This is a genomic window from Dyadobacter diqingensis (genome assembly GCF_024220585.1).
Classification (GTDB): Bacteria; Bacteroidota; Bacteroidia; order Cytophagales; family Spirosomataceae; genus Dyadobacter; species Dyadobacter diqingensis.
The window spans coordinates 80,555-98,460 of sequence record NZ_JAMXKF010000015.1 but is presented as its reverse complement, the minus strand read 5'-3'; the positions used below and the strand labels follow the sequence as shown (position 1 = coordinate 98,460).

The 17,906-nt window shown below is 45.5% G+C and carries 11 protein-coding genes; all 11 read right to left on the bottom strand.

Translation table 11 applies throughout. From position 1 onward, the window contains the following. Positions 1-523: 523 nt before the first annotated feature. Positions 524-1,930: an Ig-like domain-containing protein gene (locus M1L62_RS28280; protein WP_254563001.1), complete on the bottom strand. Its 1,407-nt coding sequence runs from the start codon at positions 1,928-1,930 to the stop codon at positions 524-526. A 485-nt stretch (positions 1,931-2,415) separates the two neighbouring features. After that, entirely contained in the window at positions 2,416-3,984 is a 1,569-nt protein-coding gene (locus tag M1L62_RS28275) for a sulfatase family protein (protein ID WP_254563000.1), read from the bottom strand. 137 nt (positions 3,985-4,121) lie between these two features. Continuing rightward, entirely contained in the window at positions 4,122-5,288 is a 1,167-nt protein-coding gene (locus tag M1L62_RS28270) for a cellulase family glycosylhydrolase (protein WP_254562999.1), read from the bottom strand. A 100-nt stretch (positions 5,289-5,388) separates the two neighbouring features. Then, positions 5,389-6,435: a family 43 glycosylhydrolase gene (locus M1L62_RS28265; protein WP_254562998.1), complete on the bottom strand. Its 1,047-nt coding sequence runs from the start codon at positions 6,433-6,435 to the stop codon at positions 5,389-5,391. A gap of 24 nt (positions 6,436-6,459) precedes the next feature. Next, positions 6,460-8,535, bottom strand: coding sequence for a CehA/McbA family metallohydrolase domain-containing protein (locus M1L62_RS28260; RefSeq protein WP_254562997.1), 2,076 nt, complete (start codon positions 8,533-8,535; stop codon positions 6,460-6,462). A gap of 45 nt (positions 8,536-8,580) precedes the next feature. Further along, complete coding sequence (locus tag M1L62_RS28255; RefSeq protein ID WP_254562996.1) at positions 8,581-9,444, bottom strand: sugar phosphate isomerase/epimerase family protein; 864 nt, start codon at positions 9,442-9,444, stop codon at positions 8,581-8,583. A 124-nt stretch (positions 9,445-9,568) separates the two neighbouring features. Next, entirely contained in the window at positions 9,569-10,684 is a 1,116-nt protein-coding gene (locus M1L62_RS28250; protein WP_254562995.1) for a Gfo/Idh/MocA family protein, read from the bottom strand. Positions 10,685-10,772: 88 nt separating this feature from the next. Continuing rightward, a complete protein-coding gene (locus M1L62_RS28245) occupies positions 10,773-11,513 on the bottom strand; it encodes a ThuA domain-containing protein (RefSeq protein ID WP_254562994.1) in 741 nt (246 codons plus the stop codon). Between the two features lie 36 nt (positions 11,514-11,549). After that, entirely contained in the window at positions 11,550-15,086 is a 3,537-nt protein-coding gene (locus tag M1L62_RS28240) for a PVC-type heme-binding CxxCH protein (protein ID WP_254562993.1), read from the bottom strand. Between the two features lie 201 nt (positions 15,087-15,287). Further along, positions 15,288-15,989, bottom strand: coding sequence for a DUF3823 domain-containing protein (locus M1L62_RS28235; RefSeq protein ID WP_254562992.1), 702 nt, complete (start codon positions 15,987-15,989; stop codon positions 15,288-15,290). A 27-nt stretch (positions 15,990-16,016) separates the two neighbouring features. Continuing rightward, positions 16,017-17,906: a RagB/SusD family nutrient uptake outer membrane protein gene (locus M1L62_RS28230; protein ID WP_254562991.1), complete on the bottom strand. Its 1,890-nt coding sequence runs from the start codon at positions 17,904-17,906 to the stop codon at positions 16,017-16,019.

The following is a 17,906-nucleotide window of genomic DNA, read 5'->3' as shown; positions in this document are numbered from 1 at the left end:
TACAAATGTCGCTGTTTGCCGGAAAATTGATCAGGTTGTCCGGATAAAACCAGCCACTGTCACTTATTAAGAAAAATAACGTTGAGTAAATGGTGTAGCATTTACTGTTTTGAGTATCCCATATTCATGCGGGAGATATTTCGCCCTTAGAATTTAAAATTATTTACCTGTGCACGATTAACTATAAACGTCAGGCAGTATCTTTCCCGCTCAGCCGGAAAACACATTCCGGCGTCCAAAGTACAGACATACCATTCCTGTATCTCTTTCACCAAAATCACGTTCATTTTAGTAATAGAAACAGGCAATTCTGAGCAATTGAATTGATTTTTTACATTCAGATCATCAATTGGAGTATCTTATTGGTTTGACGAAAATATCCGGGATCCCGTCTCGCATTACCATGCTGAGAAACGGCCGAAAAAAAACTGAGGAGTACATCTTTTTTCATGATAGTTGAGTTAAACTGATGAGAAATATTTAGTAAAATATCAAAAAGGGTTTATGTTCAATATATAGTCAATCAGGGTGTTAACGCAACTCCGGGCGAAACGGGCGGGTTAATAATACTCACATTCACCTTTTTCCGCCCCGATGGTGTCACACATCCTGATTTTTGAATATCTACGTAATAGTTTTTTACCTGTCCTGCTGTCGACAAACCGCTTACTGAGTAATTTTTCCCGGTATTAAGCAGAGACCCGTCTCTCAGGGTATCGTACCATTTGTATGTAAATGTTCCTATCCCGCTCAGGCTTTCCTGTACAGTAAGGGCCGATAAGGCCGCGGTGGCAATATTGGAACAAACCGAAAGATCAGGCGAAACTGGCACATCAGGAACTCTTCTTATATCAAAGATACTGAGTCCGTTACTTCCCAGCGCGACTCCTAACAGCCCCAGGTCAAGATCCACGGTGACCCTGTCAAAAATTACCGAATTGTTGGATGCGTCTTTCGGGGCAAAGTAGGCTGTCACTTTGTTGTTATTGGTACTCAAAAGATTCAGCAAGTCCACATCCAGTAATGCACTGAACAACTGGGAAGTACCTACGGCTGTTGCGCCGTTATACCCTTGAACCTTAATACTACCTGCCAGCGAAACTGCCGTAAATGCGCCATTCTTTGCCAGAACGATCCTTACCGCATCCGCGGAATTTGATGTCCCGTTAAAAAAGAAAGTCTGAAAAATATGCCCTGACAATATCGACAAGCCAGTTGCGTAAAACGAAGAGGCTGTGGATGAAGCATCACCATCAATGGCATTTCCCGGGCTGCTGACGCCAAACGAGCCTACAGTGATACCCGAACTTCCTGTTGTGCTGACATTGGGTAAACCACAATCAGCTACATTAAATGGAAACGGATTGGAGTCATTACCTGCCGTTGGACCATAAAAGGCATAAAACACATCAAAAGTATTGGTTCCCAGTGCTACCGGCGATGTCAGCGTAATCCGAATCGACTGAAAATTTCCGGTTGGCGTAACAGCCATGTATACATTTCCATCACCCGTATAGTAAGTTTTGGGTGCCGCATAAGCCTGTGCCACAGCAGTTCCCGTTCCGGTAGCCGAGGTATAGGCTGCTATTGTAACGCCTCCGCCCAGCAATGCTACCGCCGTGGCTGTTGTTTTTATATACACGGTCGAGTTGCCCGTCACAGACCCCGGAAACGCCAGCTGCAACCAGGCTGTGGCCGTTCCTACTGTACTGGATGCAGTCAGACGCGCATAATTTGCATTTGGTTCAACATTGGTAACCGTATTGATCGCATTGCCAGGATTCGCTACATCAAAGCTGCCAATAGTCCCGTTTGAGCCGCCATTCGTTTGCGAACTTGCATATATGGCATTCGACGGCTGGCATAGAGCAAACTCATTTAAAATACCAATCAGACTAATAAAAATAATCAGGTAAAACGCTCTTTTCATAGGCGAGTTGACTATTTGTAGAATTATTACTAGTACGTCACAATATTATAGAATCTTTTCTACAAACCAAATTATTTTACAAAAATTCTAAAAAAATATTTTTCACCTTAAATACTTTACTGTCATATAGTTGCGGGACAACTAAAAAAACGTTCAAATTGAGATAATCGGCCCCATAAGAGTTCCTATTCCATAAACAGTGCGCAGATAACTATGTTTTCTCTACAATCAACAAATTTGTCCGATAGTTAGCACCTATCATAGAAACCGACACTTTTTAGTAAGCATTGGCTATTATGGCCAGTTAATTTATTTCACCGACATTTAATATCCGATCGTATCAATGTTTTACAATATAAAAATAATAAAGTTTAATTTGTAGAATTAATACTAATTATTTTTAGACAAAAAAACCTCCATGTCCATTTGCGTCAAAATGTGAGGCAAAAAATGAACAAGGAGCTTTTAAAAATTGGAATTAATAATCAACGGCTTCCGCCCTGATCCTTAATCTTTGATAATTCTTCGGCCATCAGTTTAACCTTGTTTGGATATTGACCGGCCAGGTTTGTCCTCTCGCCCATGTCTTTGCTCAGATCATACAGCTGAGGTTTTGGGTCATTTCCAAGCTCCGTCCCGGTGAGTTTGTTATAGGACTGGTTTGTATTCGGCTCAATGTATTTCCAGTTACCCTTCGTAAAAGACAACGCGCCGCCTTGCTTCACAATGCTCTCCCGACCGGTTTTCGCCTTGCCAATCAGTGCGTCCATCAGCGCGAAACTATCGGTCGCTTCCGTATCAGCGATTTTCTGCTGAAAAAACTGCGCAAAGGAAGACAGCATATCAACCTGACATATGAGTGCATTGGAAACCGTACCTGCTTTAATGGAGCCTGTCCATCGAACAAGCCAGGGGACCCGGCTGCCGCCTTCAAAAGCGCTGTATTTCCCGCCGCGCAATACTCCGGCAGGTTTGTGTCCCTCTGCCAGTTCAACGGCCCTGTCGGCATAACCATCGTCAAGAACCGGGCCATTGTCGCTGGAAAACATAATGATTGTATTTTCATCCAGATGTAAGGCTTCCAGTTTTTTCAGGATTTCGCCGACCGTCCAGTCCATTTGCAGAATCACGTCACCACGAAGCCCCATTTTACTCTTGCCTTTAAACTCCGTGCTGGGCATCCTTGGAACGTGGATATCGTTCAAGGAAAAGTAAAGGAAAAACGGATTTTTCTGATTGTCTTCGATAAACTGTTTTGCCTTATTTAGAAAGACATGCCCAATCTCTTCGTCGGTCCAGCGCGCCTGCTTTCCGCCGCTCATATAACCAATCCGGCCGATTCCGTTTACGATGGTATTGTTATGCCCATGCTCCGGCGAGGCCTGTAATTTCAATAACTCCGGATTTTCCTTGCCCGTCGGCTCCTTTCCCACCTTTTCCACATAGTTAACCTCAATCGGATCTTCCTTATCGTATCCCACGATCTCGTGATTTTCAATAAAAACAGTCGGGACGCGGTCGGATGTCGCCGGAAAGAAATAGGCGTAGTCAAACCCTACTTCGTTCGGCCCAACCTTGATAGGTTTGTTCCAGTTGATATCCTTTCCCGGCGTTCCCAGGCCCAAATGCCATTTCCCAACGGCCCCGGTTTTGTACCCTGCATTTTGAAAAACAAGCGGCAGTGTAATCTTGTCCGTCGGAATGATCAGCGAAGCATTTCCCGGCAAAACACCCGTACCTTTTTTACGCCATGGATAATTGCCTGTCATTAGCGCATAACGCGAAGGCGTGCAGGTTCCCGACGTGGTGTGCGCATTGGTGAATTTTAAACCCTCCTGAGCCAGGCGGTCAATGTTTGGAGTACTGATTTTGGTAGCGCCATAAGAACTCAAATCCCCATAACCGAGGTCATCTGCATAGATAAAAATGACATTTGGTTTTTGAGATTTTCTTTGGGCCGTGGCCCCTGAAGGGAAACAGAAAACAAAAAATAATAAAATTCTGGACAATGATTTAAATATCGGACCAGAGTTTTTATTGGTAAAATGATTCATAAATAGCAGGTTTACTTATAAAATAGGTTCAGGAAATTTTTATACAACTTAATGCGATCATCAAATATATCGTAAAAAAATAATCCCGTAAAGGTATGATTAACCTTCACGGGATATAAAATAAAGTTTTAAATCGCTTACTTCCTGGCCGTCAATTTCTTAATCAAATCAACCTCAGCCTGCTTATAAGGTGTTCCGTCTTTTCTGAAAATGTCGTGGAACCAAAGTGGAGGCTCGCCGGAGTAGCTCTTTTTCCAGCTATCCCAGGGATAAATGGTTTGCGATTTTCCGTCAACCAATCCCCAGTTGATCGCACCAACGTTGTATTTTTTAGCAATCGGAAGGGAGCCTTCGAAAAAGCTGCCGTTCCCGCGCGACATATATTCCGTACAGATCATCGGACGGTCATACTGCTGCAATTGTTTGATGCGTTTTTCGAACTCCTGCGCACTGTCGTAGTTATGGAAAGTAATCACGTCTGACTCGTCGATACTCGCTTTCTCAATCGGTTTCAAAGTTTCGTGAGAAGTCCAGTCGCCTGCCCAAACGCCGGCTGTCAACGGCTGCTCAGGATTTACCGATCTTGCCCATGCAAAAGATTTGGTCATCAACGGCAATACATAATCCACTTTATTGGGAAGCTCAATTTTGCCGTATGAACTGTTGTTCGTATTGTCCGGCTCGTTCCAGATATCCCAGGCCAGCACGCGGTCGTCGGCGGCAAATTTTCCAACCACACCTTTCACATACTGCTCCAAACGTAGATACTGCGTACTGTCTTTCAACGCGTTGAATCCAGGGCTTTGCACCCATCCCGAGTTATGCACACCAGGCTTAGGCGCGCGCTGCGTTCCCAATTTCGGAAAGGGATCCCAGCAAGAATCAAAAAGTACCAGAACAGGTCTGATCTTATGTTTGGCTGCGATGTCTAAAAATACATCAAGCCGCTTTAAAAAACCGGCTGAATCCTGCTGATAAAGTAAATCATGCAAGTACACCCGCATCGTATTCATACCAATTCCCTGTGCCCAGCCCAGCTCTTTGTTGATAGTAGCGGTATCAAAAGATGCTTCCTGAAACATTTCAAGCTGGTTAATGGCCGTACTTGGCAAAAAGTCTGCGCCTACAATCCATTCCTGCCTGGCATACCAATCTTTTGCCTGCTCCTTCGTCCAGATTTCCCGGCCGGATGTTTTCGTCGTTTCGGCTGTACTTTCCTCCTTTTTCTCTTCTGCTTTTTTCGCGCAGTTTTGGAAAGAAAGGCAAACCAGTAATGCCCAGGCTGTCGTTTTTAAAAATTTCATTTGTAAAGATTTAGAGTTTTAAGTTTTTTCACGCAAAGAAGGAAAGACAAACGCGAAGATCGCTAAGTGTGCTTTTCAGTCTTCCGCCGGAAAACGTACACTATTTAAAAAAAGGCGCTTCACGCTCATCCATACTTGGTTCTGCATTCAGAATTTCCGGCCAGCCATTTTTCCAGCTCACCCGGTCCAGCATCAAAAACCGGCGATTTGCCCCACTCGACACAAGCGGATTTTTAACGTCAATGGCATGGTACAACATCCAGTCCTGCCCCTTTGAATCGGTTATTAATCTGGAATTATGTCCGGGGCCGGCGATTGTTTCGGTGCGTTTTACCAATACCGTACCCGTACCTCGTTCCCTCAGATCTTTCCCATCCTTGTCGATGTAGGGGCCAAACAAAGTTTTGGATCTGCCCACCCGGACATTGTATTTGCTTGCCGCTCCATCACAACAGTTTTCTCTCGAACCAAAAAAGTAATAATATCCGTCACGCTTATGAATCATAACGGCTTCGAAATCCCCGGCGGCAATTTTGATTTTCTTCTTCAGATCAGGAATTGATTTCCCGTCAACGGCCATTTCCACGCCATAAGTTCCCTGTGTCGGAGCATCGCTGAAACTTCCCCAGAAAAGATATTTTTTACCCTGGTCCTCAATAAAAAAAGGATCGATTGAATTCGGCACATTCACTTCCGAGCTCAGCAGCAGTTTGCCATGATCGGTGAAGGGTCCCGCAGGCGCATCGGAAATAGCCAGCCCAATACCCGGATTGGGATCTCCCCAGGTCGAATAGGCATAATAAAGGTGATACTCTCCGTTTACTTTCACCACCTCCGGCGCCCAGATCCCTCCCTTTTCTTTCCAGGTAGGTCTTGTCAAAAAGGCGTCCTGTACAAAAGTCCAGTTCGTAAGATTTTTCGAGCGTACAACCGCCACCAGGTGTCCCGGTTTGCCATCACCCCAGTTATCCTGTGTTCCGTAAGCATAAAACCAACCATCGTCCGCCTTGATCACAGACGGATCGGCCAGGATCGGTTCAAAAACCGGGTTGTGATACCTGGAAACATTTGTATTCGCTGCATTCTGACCGAAAACACTGCCCGAAAAAGCGGTCAGGACAGACAAAATAAGCTGTACTTTTCTCATATAATTCTCTGTTTTGTAAGTCATCTATTCCAGCCAGATCATTTGTGTAAACGCACCGTTTGCAGCAACATCCCATACTTCAACCCTCACCCACTTTCTGTTTTTGAGGTTTGGTGTAAAATGGAATGTCTTTTTACCGAAAGCCTGGGTGTCATGCAGGTTAACCACTTCCCGGAAAATTTCTTTACCATCGCCGGAGATAATTTCGACTTTGTTCAAGGGAAATGTCCAGCTGGTTTCCAAAACGATATCCGCGATACCTTTTGTATCCAGTTTTACTGTTTCTCCCAACGGCTTGTTGTTTACTTTAAATACCGGCAATAAAATCTCACCGGTCGTTGAGAAAAATTTACCTTTTTCCATCGCGTCCAGTACCGGCTGCCAGCCGTTTTTAAATTCCGGTATTTCGTCCAGTTGCAAATAATTCACATTCAAATGACCATACAGCTCGTACTCGGGTTCTATTCTGAATAGATCGGCTTCGGCAATGATATGCTTTTTCAGTCCCCAGTTGGCCATATCGTCCATCAGGTCAAGCGCACGTTTCCCTAACTTATCCTGCGAAAGATCAGCCGGAAGTGCTTTCCAGGCAGCACCCAGAAAACGATCGGATTTAAAAAATGCCTCTTCCTTGTATTTGTCAGGAAAACCGGTGGAACCTTTGGTTCTGGCATGCGCCGTCCAGGCAAGTCCCTTCTCAATTTCAAGCAATTTCAGCATATCTTCCTTGCTCCCGATCCGGTATAGTTTGCCGTACTCCGGGTGGTCTTCCACAAACGGATCGTCTTTACCTCTTGACATCAACCAATAAACCGGTTTTGGAAAAATATTCATCCAGTGCCCGCCAAAGAAATTGTTAGGTTCCTCGCCAGGCAGTAACAGGAAATTTCCGCCGGATAACCGGGTACATTCTTCAAACAAAGTTTTTTGTTCCAGCCATCTTTTCACCTCAGGGCCACGGGGACTTCCAGGCCCGTGAAATTCTCCAAGGTGTACAATATTGACGCCCGTATTTCTGAAAGCTTTGACAAAACCAGGGATCTCGGGAAGCGGTTTATGTGTCAAAACATCGTCCACATGCTCCTGATGAAAATGGCTCGCCATCGTGTAATATCCTTCCTGTGACTGATACGTATCGTTATGTGTAAAAGCCTTTACTTTTTCCAGCACTTTACCATCCTTTTCCGCACTGATGAGACAGAAAAAATTAAGACGTTGCTCCGTTCCCGGAGGGGCATTAAACCAGGGCACCCAACGTCGGTCGCCAAGCATATCGTTTCTTATTCCCAATCCATAACCCGGTATCAGCTTTCTGTAATTATTTCCAAACCAGGTATGGTTTAAGTTGTAACAGTTATCCAACGGATAAAAGTATTGGTGAGGCGACGGAAAAACAGCCATGCTTCCCTCCTTGCTCTGCCCGATAATGGTTCTGTATTTCACTTCCAGCTCTTGTCCGGTTTCCTTTCCGTCAAGATTTTTGTGCTGGATATACTGCTCCGTATCCGACCAGAATATTTTCTCCCAAGGAGACTTCTGGCTTACCAGTCCGGCATCGTAAATAATGGCGACGGAATCACGTTTGGTTGTTAACGCAGCCGCAATATTCAATAACGGACTGCCATTGTACAGGGTAATATCAACCGAGCCGGAAAAAGGACCCGCATTGGCTCCGTCTATTTTTATCTGCGTGTGTGATCCGGATGAGATTACTTTGACACCGGTTTTTACCAGTTTTACAGTGTAGGTTTCGTAAGGCAGGTAGGCTGTTTTGTCGAAAAAAATATTCCAGCCATTTTGGGATACCAGATCCCTTTTTCCAACATTGATAATAAAAGCCGGATCCAGATCTCTGGCCACGGTACGGGAACCACTGCCTCCGGTAAGTTGAATAGTGCTGACCAACGGTTTCTCGTTTGTCAGGTCAATCGCAAGTTTTCCGGTTTCCGATTCTCCTGTGGGCCAGCCAATGTTCAGCATATTGCCGGTGACTTCAACCCGGACATTACTTTTTTTATCAAAACCCTTAAGATCAACCGGTACCTGCGCCATAGCACCGGTACCGATCGTGAGTAAAAAAAACAGGATCGTATTTTTCATGGTTGTAGATTTTGAAATAAAACAGGCAAAATGTTCAGCCCCTGGTTAATAAGAATATTTCAAGGCAAACATGCGCTTGTAGAAATCCAGTCCTTCCGAAGCAAGCTCATCCGCACTGTTGGCAAGCGGTCGCCAGATACAGGCCGCTCTGGCCAGTTCCTTGGACGGTTGCCCGAAAGTTTCTATCACCACAGCACCTTCATAACCTATTTCTGTTAAGGCTTCGCTGATGCCCTGCCATTCCAGGTGACCCGTTCCCGGTGTCCCGCGGTCACTTTCATTGCCTTGTACATGGCACAGTAAATCTTTACCGATTTTTCGGATAGACGCCGGGATGTCTTTTTCCTCAATGTTGGAATGAAAAGTATCCAGCACGATTTTCAGGTTTGAACTTGCCACCTCGTTCACAATCGATAGCGCCTGATCGACGGTGTTGACCATATCCGTTTCGAAACGGTTCAAGGGTTCGAGCCCTACAACCACACCATGGTCGCCGGCTATTTTGCCAATTTCCTGCAAGGTTTCAACGCACCAGGCTCGTTCCTGTTTCTTTTGTTCGTCGGAAACCAAACGGGTTTTACCAACCGCAGAATAAACCGGACCACCGAAAATCGGACTGCCGACGTTTTCCGCGATTTTGATACAATCGATAATATATTGTTTCCCCAGTTTACGGAACTCCGGTTCGGTGCTGGAAATATCCCGCTCCGTTCCAAACGCTCCGCTGATGGTAATTTTCAAATCCAGGTCCCGCGCGATATCCTTGATCAGGTTCCAGTCGATTATATGCGTGTCTTCTACGGCTATTTCAATGATGTCATAACCCATATTTTTTACCTTGGTAAGTAAATCGATGTTCTCCGTAGAAAAGGGAGAGACCCAGATAAATGTACTTGCTCCGAATAACATGGTCTTGTTTTTTGGGTGAATAGGATAACAGATGTTCACAAGCACATCTGGATATGCCAATAACCATGGGCGATGCCCATGGTTAAGATATGAAAGCTGGCTGGACTTATGCCCTGCAATGCGATCAGTCGAATGTTGGCACGTTTACACGGATACCACCATTCATTGCCGACTCATGCGCACAAATTCCTGCACAGGTATAGTTCGCCGCCAAAGCTGCGTCTACCGCAGAATCACGTCCTTCAACAATAGCCGCTACAAATTCCTGTACAAGGTGCGGATGCGAACCGCCGTGACCAGCGCCCTGCAAGAAGGAAACGTGGTTTGGGTCATCAATTTTTTCGCGTTTCGTAAAATGTTTGATCGGCTCGATCAACAATTCATCCGTATCCGGCACATCAATACGAACGGCATTTTCGCCACCGTCAAAAATCACGTGACTTTCGTCCTGCAACTGCTCCCACTCAAATGACATTTTTGTACCGTACACGTCATAACTTTCGCGGTACTGACGAACCACATCAAATAATGAACGTGTTGCCTCTGCCACAACATCAGAGTTTTTCAGCGTGAAAGTTGCCGTTTCTACTGCGAAAGGAGAACCGTAACGGCTCGCAAGGTCTTCTGAAAGACGGCCCGATCCGTGGCATACCACTGTTTCTGCTTTGGTGTTGTTAATTTTCAAAAGCGGAGAAATTGCGTGGGTTCCGTTCAACATCGGCGGATAACCTTTCCAGTATTCCCCCCATCCTTCCATGCTCATATCCTGAATGTGCGAACCGCGAACAAATTGGATTCTTCCTAATTCTCCGTTTTGCGCAAGCTTCAATCCGTAAAGGAATTCACGTGTGTACAACGCCGTTTCCATCATCATATACACTTTATTAACCCTGCGTTTGGCTTCAACGATAGCGGTACAATCTTCCACAGTCATAGCCATAGGGATTGTACAAGCCGTATGTTTTCCACCGTTAAGAGATGCCAGGGTCATTTTCGCGTGCTCGGGAACGGGCGTTACAATATGGATTGCATCTACATCCGCTCTTTTGGGGATGTCTTCGAAATGTTCAAAAACTAAATCTTTGTCCAGATTAAATTTAGCCGTTAGCTCATCACGGGTTTCTTTGCTGCGTGTGCAAATACCCACAGCTTTAATATTCGGGTGACTTTGATAAATCGGGATAAATTCTTTTCCAAAACCCATTCCCACGATAACGACTGTGATTTGTTTCTGACTCATAATGATATGCTTTTTTGGTTTGATAATCAGCGGGCGATGCCCGCTGCTAAGATATTGCGCCCTTTCAGGGCTGTTTGTTAAGAGAATTTTATTTGCCTGCTGCCCATTTTACGGAATTCCGCAGAATGGTTTTGTATGGTTCGATGGTATGTGACTCGGCGTCGTGGCCCAGCGCTATGCCTACGATTCTTCCTTTTGGATATTTTACGATGAAAATACTTGGGAATACCTTGTCGGAATCCGCTGCCTTGGCTGTTGCCAATACCTCAATCGGAGTCGCTGATGGTGCTGCGATATAATAGTACAGCTCATCTTTCAGACCGAATGTAGCCGGAACACCTTTGGTCACCGGGTGTTTTGCAGCGGTCAGGCTTACATCAAACGGGCCGTATTTGTTATGCCCTTTTGAGCCACCGCCTACCAGTTTTTGGTTGTATTCGGGCCAGTCGTTCCAGTTGTACCACAGAGCCGGATGTGCAAGAACCAGTCCTTTACCCGAATCAACAAATGCGAAAATTGCCTTGCGGGTTGCGTCATCACCGATTGGCTGGTTATTGGCTAAATAAAGCACATCAATGTTGGCAAGTTTTGAGAGAATGGCTGATGGGTCGCTGGTATATTCCACCGAAGCCAAACCATCCTTCTGAAGCGTAGCCACATCCTCCTGCTTGTACCAGCGATCGAAATCGTGCGAGGAGCCACCGCCTACGAGCAGCACCCGGATGGCTTTCTTCTTTTTCGGATCGGCAGCATTGCTCTCAGCATATCCGATGCCGAATACCAGCAGAAGCAAAAGCGTGAGGCCTGTTTTAAAAAGTGAATTGGTCATTTTTGATCTATTAAATTGAAAACTAGGTAGCTATCGTTATTTAGTCACACGCAGGATCCCGTTCATTCCGCGCCAGTGGCCAGGGAAAGTACACACATAGGGATAGTCGCCCGGCTCATTAGGCACCGTAAATTCCAGCGTTACGGTTTCTCCCGAATTTACCAGTTTGGTTGAATACAAAACTTCCGGGATTCTCGGAACATACTGTTTTTCTGCCGCTTTGGGATCCGACAACAGGTCATCTGCCGCTTTTCCTACTTTCTGCAAAGTACCCGGTTTCAGAATTAACATGTTATGCTGCATACCATCAGGGTTTTCCAGGTTGATAATTACCTTTTGTCCCGCTTTTACCTGAATCAGTTTTTTGTCGTACTGCATGATCTCTTTCTCTACTTTCAGGTCGATTACAAGCGCATTAGCAGATTTTGACGTGGTAGTCGCTGTTGTGGTTTTTACTTCGTCCGTCCTGTTGTTGTCCGGTCTGTTCAATTCCAGAGAAGCTTTTTGGAAATTTCCTTCAAAACCGAACCGTCCATTGTACGACCCCAGCTTATCATCACCTTCCACATCTTCTCCCGTGCGAACCGTATTGCTCAGCGGAGCTGCAAATAACATGTGCGCTTTGCCTTCCGCAGCAAGTTTACCGTCAATTTCAATGCTGATTTTTCCGCCCTGTGTCAAGCTTGCCACAACATCAAATTTCTCCGGAAGCGGTTCTGTTGTCGCCGCCTGGCTGATCGCACCATGCTGTTTAACAGCCATTACCAGTTTTCCATCCTGAATATACAAAGCATAACCACCCTCTTTTCCTCCTTGTCCGGCGATGAAACCTTTTAATTCTCTGTCTTTCGCCTTGGTTACACTGGCCTTAATCGTGATCTCTTTTCCCGTCACATCAGGAGGGAATTGCAACGTATTTCTTCTTCCCAATGGATAAACCTCCTTGCTTAAAGCAGCGGCAACCTGATCAGAAAATTTCGATCCGCCTTTTTGCTTTTCAGCAGCAGCCAGAAAACCTTTTTCATGGGTAACGGCAGCCGCCAGCAATGCTTTCGATAACCAGGCATCCTTCGCATTTTGTTCGTCCAGAGAAGCCTGGTATACCGCCGCACCAATTTTATCAGAAGCAGGATATTCAACCAATACCGCAAATGCGGCAAGGCGGGTATTCAAATTCAGGTCTTTCAGCAATTTCTGAATCGACTCAAAACTTTGCTCATTTCTTGGCAAAACACTGGCAGCCGCTTTTCTTACACCGGCAGCCGGATGAGAAAGTGCTTTACTTGCCGCCTGCAGCGCCTCTGCATTCGAACCATCGAGCAGACCTAGACCGTGTAACGTCCAAAGTGCATGCACAGCCGGACTGTTTAAACCTACTTCATCTACTTTTGGATTGCTTATAATTTTATACAGACCCGGAGCTACCGAAACATTTTTAGATTCTACCAATAAGCGCTGAGCCGTCATGCGCCAGAACATATTGTCATTTTCCAAAGCGGCTACCAAGCCTGGCAAGTCATTTTTAGAAAGTTTCAACGCGGGAGCTTTCTTGCCATTTTTATAAACAACACGATAAACACGACCATGATTTAAATCACGCATAGGGCTGCTGAATGCATTTCCCGGTCCGTGTGGCTGATCTTTGAAAGGCATAATAAACTCCGAAGGCGACTGAGCCGGAACGAAAACATTGTGCTGGATAATGAAGTTATACCAGTCGGCAATCCATACGGCACCATCAGGGCCAACTTCTGCCTGTACCGGACCAAACCATTCATCCGAACTTGCCATGAAATTCCATCCGTCTTTTTCTTTAAAACCTGCACCGTCCGGTTCGATGATAGCGTTGTGTACCAAACGAATGGTTGGTTCCGTCACGAATGCAACCCTGTTCCAGTATTCTTTTGGATAATTTCTTGCTGTGTAAAAGTGATGCCCGGCAGCGGAAGTAAACCCGCCAACAACGTCCACTTGTCTTAAATTCGGTGTCATCGTGTGTGCGTCATAGTGCCCATCGATTTTCTGCACCGACTGGATCGCCGGCTCCTCTCCACCAAGCGAGCGCTGAAGATATTTGGCTGGCATCGAATAAAACGCGCTGTGGGTGTTGTTTGCCGTAGAAAGGAAAACGTTCGCATCCTCTGAAAAACCTAATCCCCAGGTATTGTTATTACTCGTACCCAAATAAGCAAAGTCTTTTCCATCCGGTTTGAAATGGTAAACGCCCTGCGGGAAATTCAGCTTTTCACCGTTGATTGTTCCTCTGAAACCCGCGTAACCATTCACGCCCCAGATTTTGTTATCAAAACCATACTGCAAATTGGAAGGTCCGGCGTGCGTATCGTTTTTCCCCCAGCCCGTCATGATCACTTCACGGACATCCGCCACGTCGTCACCATTGGTGTCTTTCATAAAAACAAAATCAGGTGCCATCGAAACAATGATTCCTCCATTGGAGAAAACCATGCTCGTGGGAATATTCAGTTTGTCTGCAAAAACAGTGAACTTATCTGCCTTGCCGTCACCGTTGGTATCTTCACAAATTTTGATCCGGTCATTGGCCGCCCCGTCCGTTTCCTTGAACGTATTAGGATAATCCACCGATTCCACCACCCACAGACGGCCGCGTTCATCCCAGGCCATCGCGATTGGGTTGGTGATATCCGGTTCCTGTGCAAAAAGCTGTATTTCAAAATCCGCAGGAACCTGTGTCAGTTTATTTGATTCAGCAGGTGATAAAGCATCCTGCATTTTAGGCACAACGTGACGTTTTGTATATTTTGAGATCGTATCCGCATTGTAAATATCAGGATTTGGCATATTCAGCGCCGCAATATCCTTGTTCACCTGATCACCGATTGACCACAATACACCGTTTCTTACCAGGTCAAGAAATCCGGCGTTGGTCCAGGTTGCGTCGTCGTGACCGTAAGCAGTATAAAACACGCGGCCTTTGCCCTGATTTCTTACCCAGGTATAAGGTTCATGATGATCTCCTTCCACACGTTCGCCCAATACCGTTTTATCAGGATTAAGATTCTGGTGGACGTATGTTTCATCAAAGGTTTCAAAATCGGTTATACCCTTCATTACCGGATGATCAGGTTTCAGAATGGTATTTTTAAAAGTGCCGGCTTTATGAGAGGCAAATTGTCCGCCAATTGTCTTAATATACCAGGGTGAGTTTTTGAAACAACCAGTGGCCGAATGTAGCGGAATCAATCCTTTTCCACCTTCCACAAATGCCTTCATGGCACTTTCCTGAGCGGGAGATAATGAGTCGTGGTTCGCGTAAATGATCAACCCATCGTATTTACTTAAATTTTCAGGATTTAAATCTTTGAGATCAACGGTATAAGTCAGGTTAATACCACTGCGAAAAAGCTTGATCGCGAGCCAGGGAGCATATTTCCCCGAATCGTGGTGCTTGCTGTTATGGCCGAGGAAAAGTACCTCACCTCTTCTCCCTTTGTTTTTCAAACTTCCGGTTTTCGCTCCCGATGAACCCATTTTGTTATGGGCGCACCCTAAGGCAAACAATCCAATAAATAATACGCTGATGTACTTCCTCATTACTCCATTCATTTAATCTAAATTTGCATTAATAATTTTCTTTCTCCGGCTGGCCCTGAATGATATTGCAGTTTCGCTCTATTCTTTCCGGCTTAAAATCACTGGTTTATGATGAAATGTAATTTGTTCCTGACAATGGTTCAGGAACTTATTTTTCAGGAACGGACAAGAAAAATGCCCGTCCCTGAAAAGATTAATTTGTTATAACTGCACTTTTTCAACCGTTGTAAATACCATATCCTCAACGTCTTTGATTTTTACCCCGACACGGGCGTACACATAATTCTGAGCTGTTGCCAACGCCGGAACTGTGGTAACCAGACTGACCGCATTCAGGTCTTTGATGTCTGCTCCGTTCACGTCTATTACCGAGACATTAACCCCGCGGGAAACAAACTGAGAGGTATTTACGTAAAGTGAAACACGTTCAATGTCCTTTGCGTCAACACCTGTAATGATCTTGTCGAGTTTTAATGAAACCGAAACCTTGCTTTCTCCGCCACTGAACTTTGCATTGCGGATCATGTAGTAAGGCATTACTTCTAAATCCAGCTTTTGATTTCCGGCAACTTTTACAAACAGGGTATCCTTTGCAGTCGCATCTTTTATGATGGTTTTAAACGGGCCGTCTCCTTTCGGGAATACCAGCTTATAGTTGCCATCAAAAAGCAGAGCAGAATAGGCTCCTTCCTGGCTCACGGCCGCATCAATCGCCGCCAGTTTTCCAAAACCTGGTTGCCAAAGCTGAACTCTTACCTGAGCGAATTCCACACCCACCGGTTCGCCTTTGTAGACGATTTGCCCGGAGAGTTCCGATTTCGGAGCTGTATAATTATCCTTATCACAGGAAACAAACAGCGCGGACAACGCAAGCATGTATATCAAATGAAACTTCTTTTTCATAATATCGTATCGTTTGAAAGTGATGATCTAGTGATTTGGGTTTCTTACAATCTTGGGGTTGTTATTAACGATATCATCAGCGATATAAGAATAATAATTGCCCAACTGGAAGCGGTCAGAACCGGTAACCCGGCTTAACTTCGTCACTTTGTAAATCCACTTTCCGTTATTGGCAGAGCCCGGATCGTAAATTTTGTAAGACCACAAGCCCCATGGCTGCGTGTTTCTTTTCGTAGCCTTCCCAAGATCTGTTGAAAGTTCGCTCGCTGAAATCGCGTTCCCGTCCATAATCAGGTGGGCAATTCTCCACCGTTTCATGTCATACAGATAATGCCCTTCAAATGCCAGCTCAACCCGGCGTTCGTGCACGATACGGTCGAAAGTGATTTCCGATGGCGTAAGTGGCGTTACAAGACCCGCCCGTGCTCTGACCTGATTCATGTACAAAGCCGCATCAGCCGGATTTCCAAGCTCAAAAGCAGCCTCAGCAGCATTCAAAAGCACTTCTGCATAACGGTAACGCACGAACCAGACTTCGCTCTGAACCCCGCGCTGTCCCGATCCGACAACCGGGTCAAGATACTTACGGATATAAAATCCGCTTTGTGCAGTAAATTCAAAACCATCAATCGGGCCATCAAACCCTACTACCTGCTCAGGTACTGTTTTACCTGGTAGCGTTTTCTGTCCGCCGCGGTCATCTCCACTGATAATACTTCCGTTGGCAAGTTGAAAACCAGCCCAGATATCAACCGGACGTCCTTTGAATGATGTCCCGGGCAACAACACCGTGCCACCCAGACGGGCATCACGACCTGCAAAAATATCCACCTGATTGTTGTAATAAACCGGAGCTCCCGAACCATTTACCGTTGGTATTGGCGCAAAGGTATTATCCAGTTTTTCAAATGCCTCAACGAAATTAAGCGATGGATTAATACGACCGCCTTCCTCTTCCTCAGCACCATAACGAGGCTGATTAGAGATGGTAAACCCGTGTACTTTTCCACTTTTCAGTTTAAAATCATCTGCAAAAATGACTTCTGAATTGTTCGCCTTGTCATAGAAAATACTTGAAAAGTTTTCAGATAAATCCGGCTTTTTCGTGTAAAGTGCATAAGCACCAGCTCCTCCGCTGATAATTTCCTTTGCCGCTGCAAGCGCTTTGGTGTAATAACCCGTTGCCATGGTGGCCGGAATACCAACTTCTCCGCCAGTCAATGCCACTTGAGGTGTATTGACGCCGTATTTTGCAATCGAGCCTGCGTAAAGTGCAGCACGTGCCTGCATGGCCAGTACAGCCGCTTTGGTTACACGCGATTTTTCTCCTGCATTGACCGGAAGTTTGGCTTTTATTTCCTCAGCCTCCTTGATAATAAAATCATATATCTCTGATTCCTTCGCTCTCGGATGGCGCAGATAACTAGGATCTCCGCTAAAATCATAAGTCAATGGTTCCAGAATCAGCGGAACACCGCCCATGCGTTTTACCAATTCAAAATAGTAGGATGCCCGTAGGAACCTGGCTTCTGCCAGAAAGCGGTCTTTTACTTCCGCGTTCAGTTTATCGGCAGCCGTACATTTCTCAATGAACAAATTAATGTCACGAATGTATCCGTAATCCCAGGTAGCCCATGAGCCCGTTCCCCAGCCGCTATTCTGAAATTCACCATAACTGCCTGCGTTTGAGAAAAAGGCCTCATTGAAGCCAGCCAGTGCAGCCCAGTCTTTAACCGAAGCAATGTCGTAATAACGGTTGTACAAGTTCCCGATCAGCGACAATACCTGTCCCTCGTCGGTCCAAACCTGCTCATCAGAAAGAAGACTTGTCGGCGGACGGTTCAGGAACTTATCGTCATCACAACCCACGCTTAACGTGAGCATAACCGTCAGTATACTATAAAATATTTTTTTCAT

What these genes read in the sequence shown, in the direction of transcription:
- M1L62_RS28240 (WP_254562993.1), bottom strand. Translation starts at nt 15,086, where the DNA reads ATGAGGAAGTACATCAGCGTATTATTTATTGGATTGTTTGCCTTAGGG.
- M1L62_RS28275 (WP_254563000.1), bottom strand. Translation starts at nt 3,984, where the DNA reads ATGAATCATTTTACCAATAAAAACTCTGGTCCGATATTTAAATCATTG.
- M1L62_RS28265 (WP_254562998.1), bottom strand. Translation starts at nt 6,435, where the DNA reads ATGAGAAAAGTACAGCTTATTTTGTCTGTCCTGACCGCTTTTTCGGGC.
- M1L62_RS28280 (WP_254563001.1), bottom strand. Translation starts at nt 1,930, where the DNA reads ATGAAAAGAGCGTTTTACCTGATTATTTTTATTAGTCTGATTGGTATT.
- M1L62_RS28255 (WP_254562996.1), bottom strand. Translation starts at nt 9,444, where the DNA reads ATGTTATTCGGAGCAAGTACATTTATCTGGGTCTCTCCCTTTTCTACG.
- M1L62_RS28270 (WP_254562999.1), bottom strand. Translation starts at nt 5,288, where the DNA reads ATGAAATTTTTAAAAACGACAGCCTGGGCATTACTGGTTTGCCTTTCT.
- M1L62_RS28245 (WP_254562994.1), bottom strand. Translation starts at nt 11,513, where the DNA reads ATGACCAATTCACTTTTTAAAACAGGCCTCACGCTTTTGCTTCTGCTG.
- M1L62_RS28235 (WP_254562992.1), bottom strand. Translation starts at nt 15,989, where the DNA reads ATGAAAAAGAAGTTTCATTTGATATACATGCTTGCGTTGTCCGCGCTG.
- M1L62_RS28250 (WP_254562995.1), bottom strand. Translation starts at nt 10,684, where the DNA reads ATGAGTCAGAAACAAATCACAGTCGTTATCGTGGGAATGGGTTTTGGA.
- M1L62_RS28260 (WP_254562997.1), bottom strand. Translation starts at nt 8,535, where the DNA reads ATGAAAAATACGATCCTGTTTTTTTTACTCACGATCGGTACCGGTGCT.
- M1L62_RS28230 (WP_254562991.1), bottom strand. Translation starts at nt 17,906, where the DNA reads ATGAAAAAAATATTTTATAGTATACTGACGGTTATGCTCACGTTAAGC.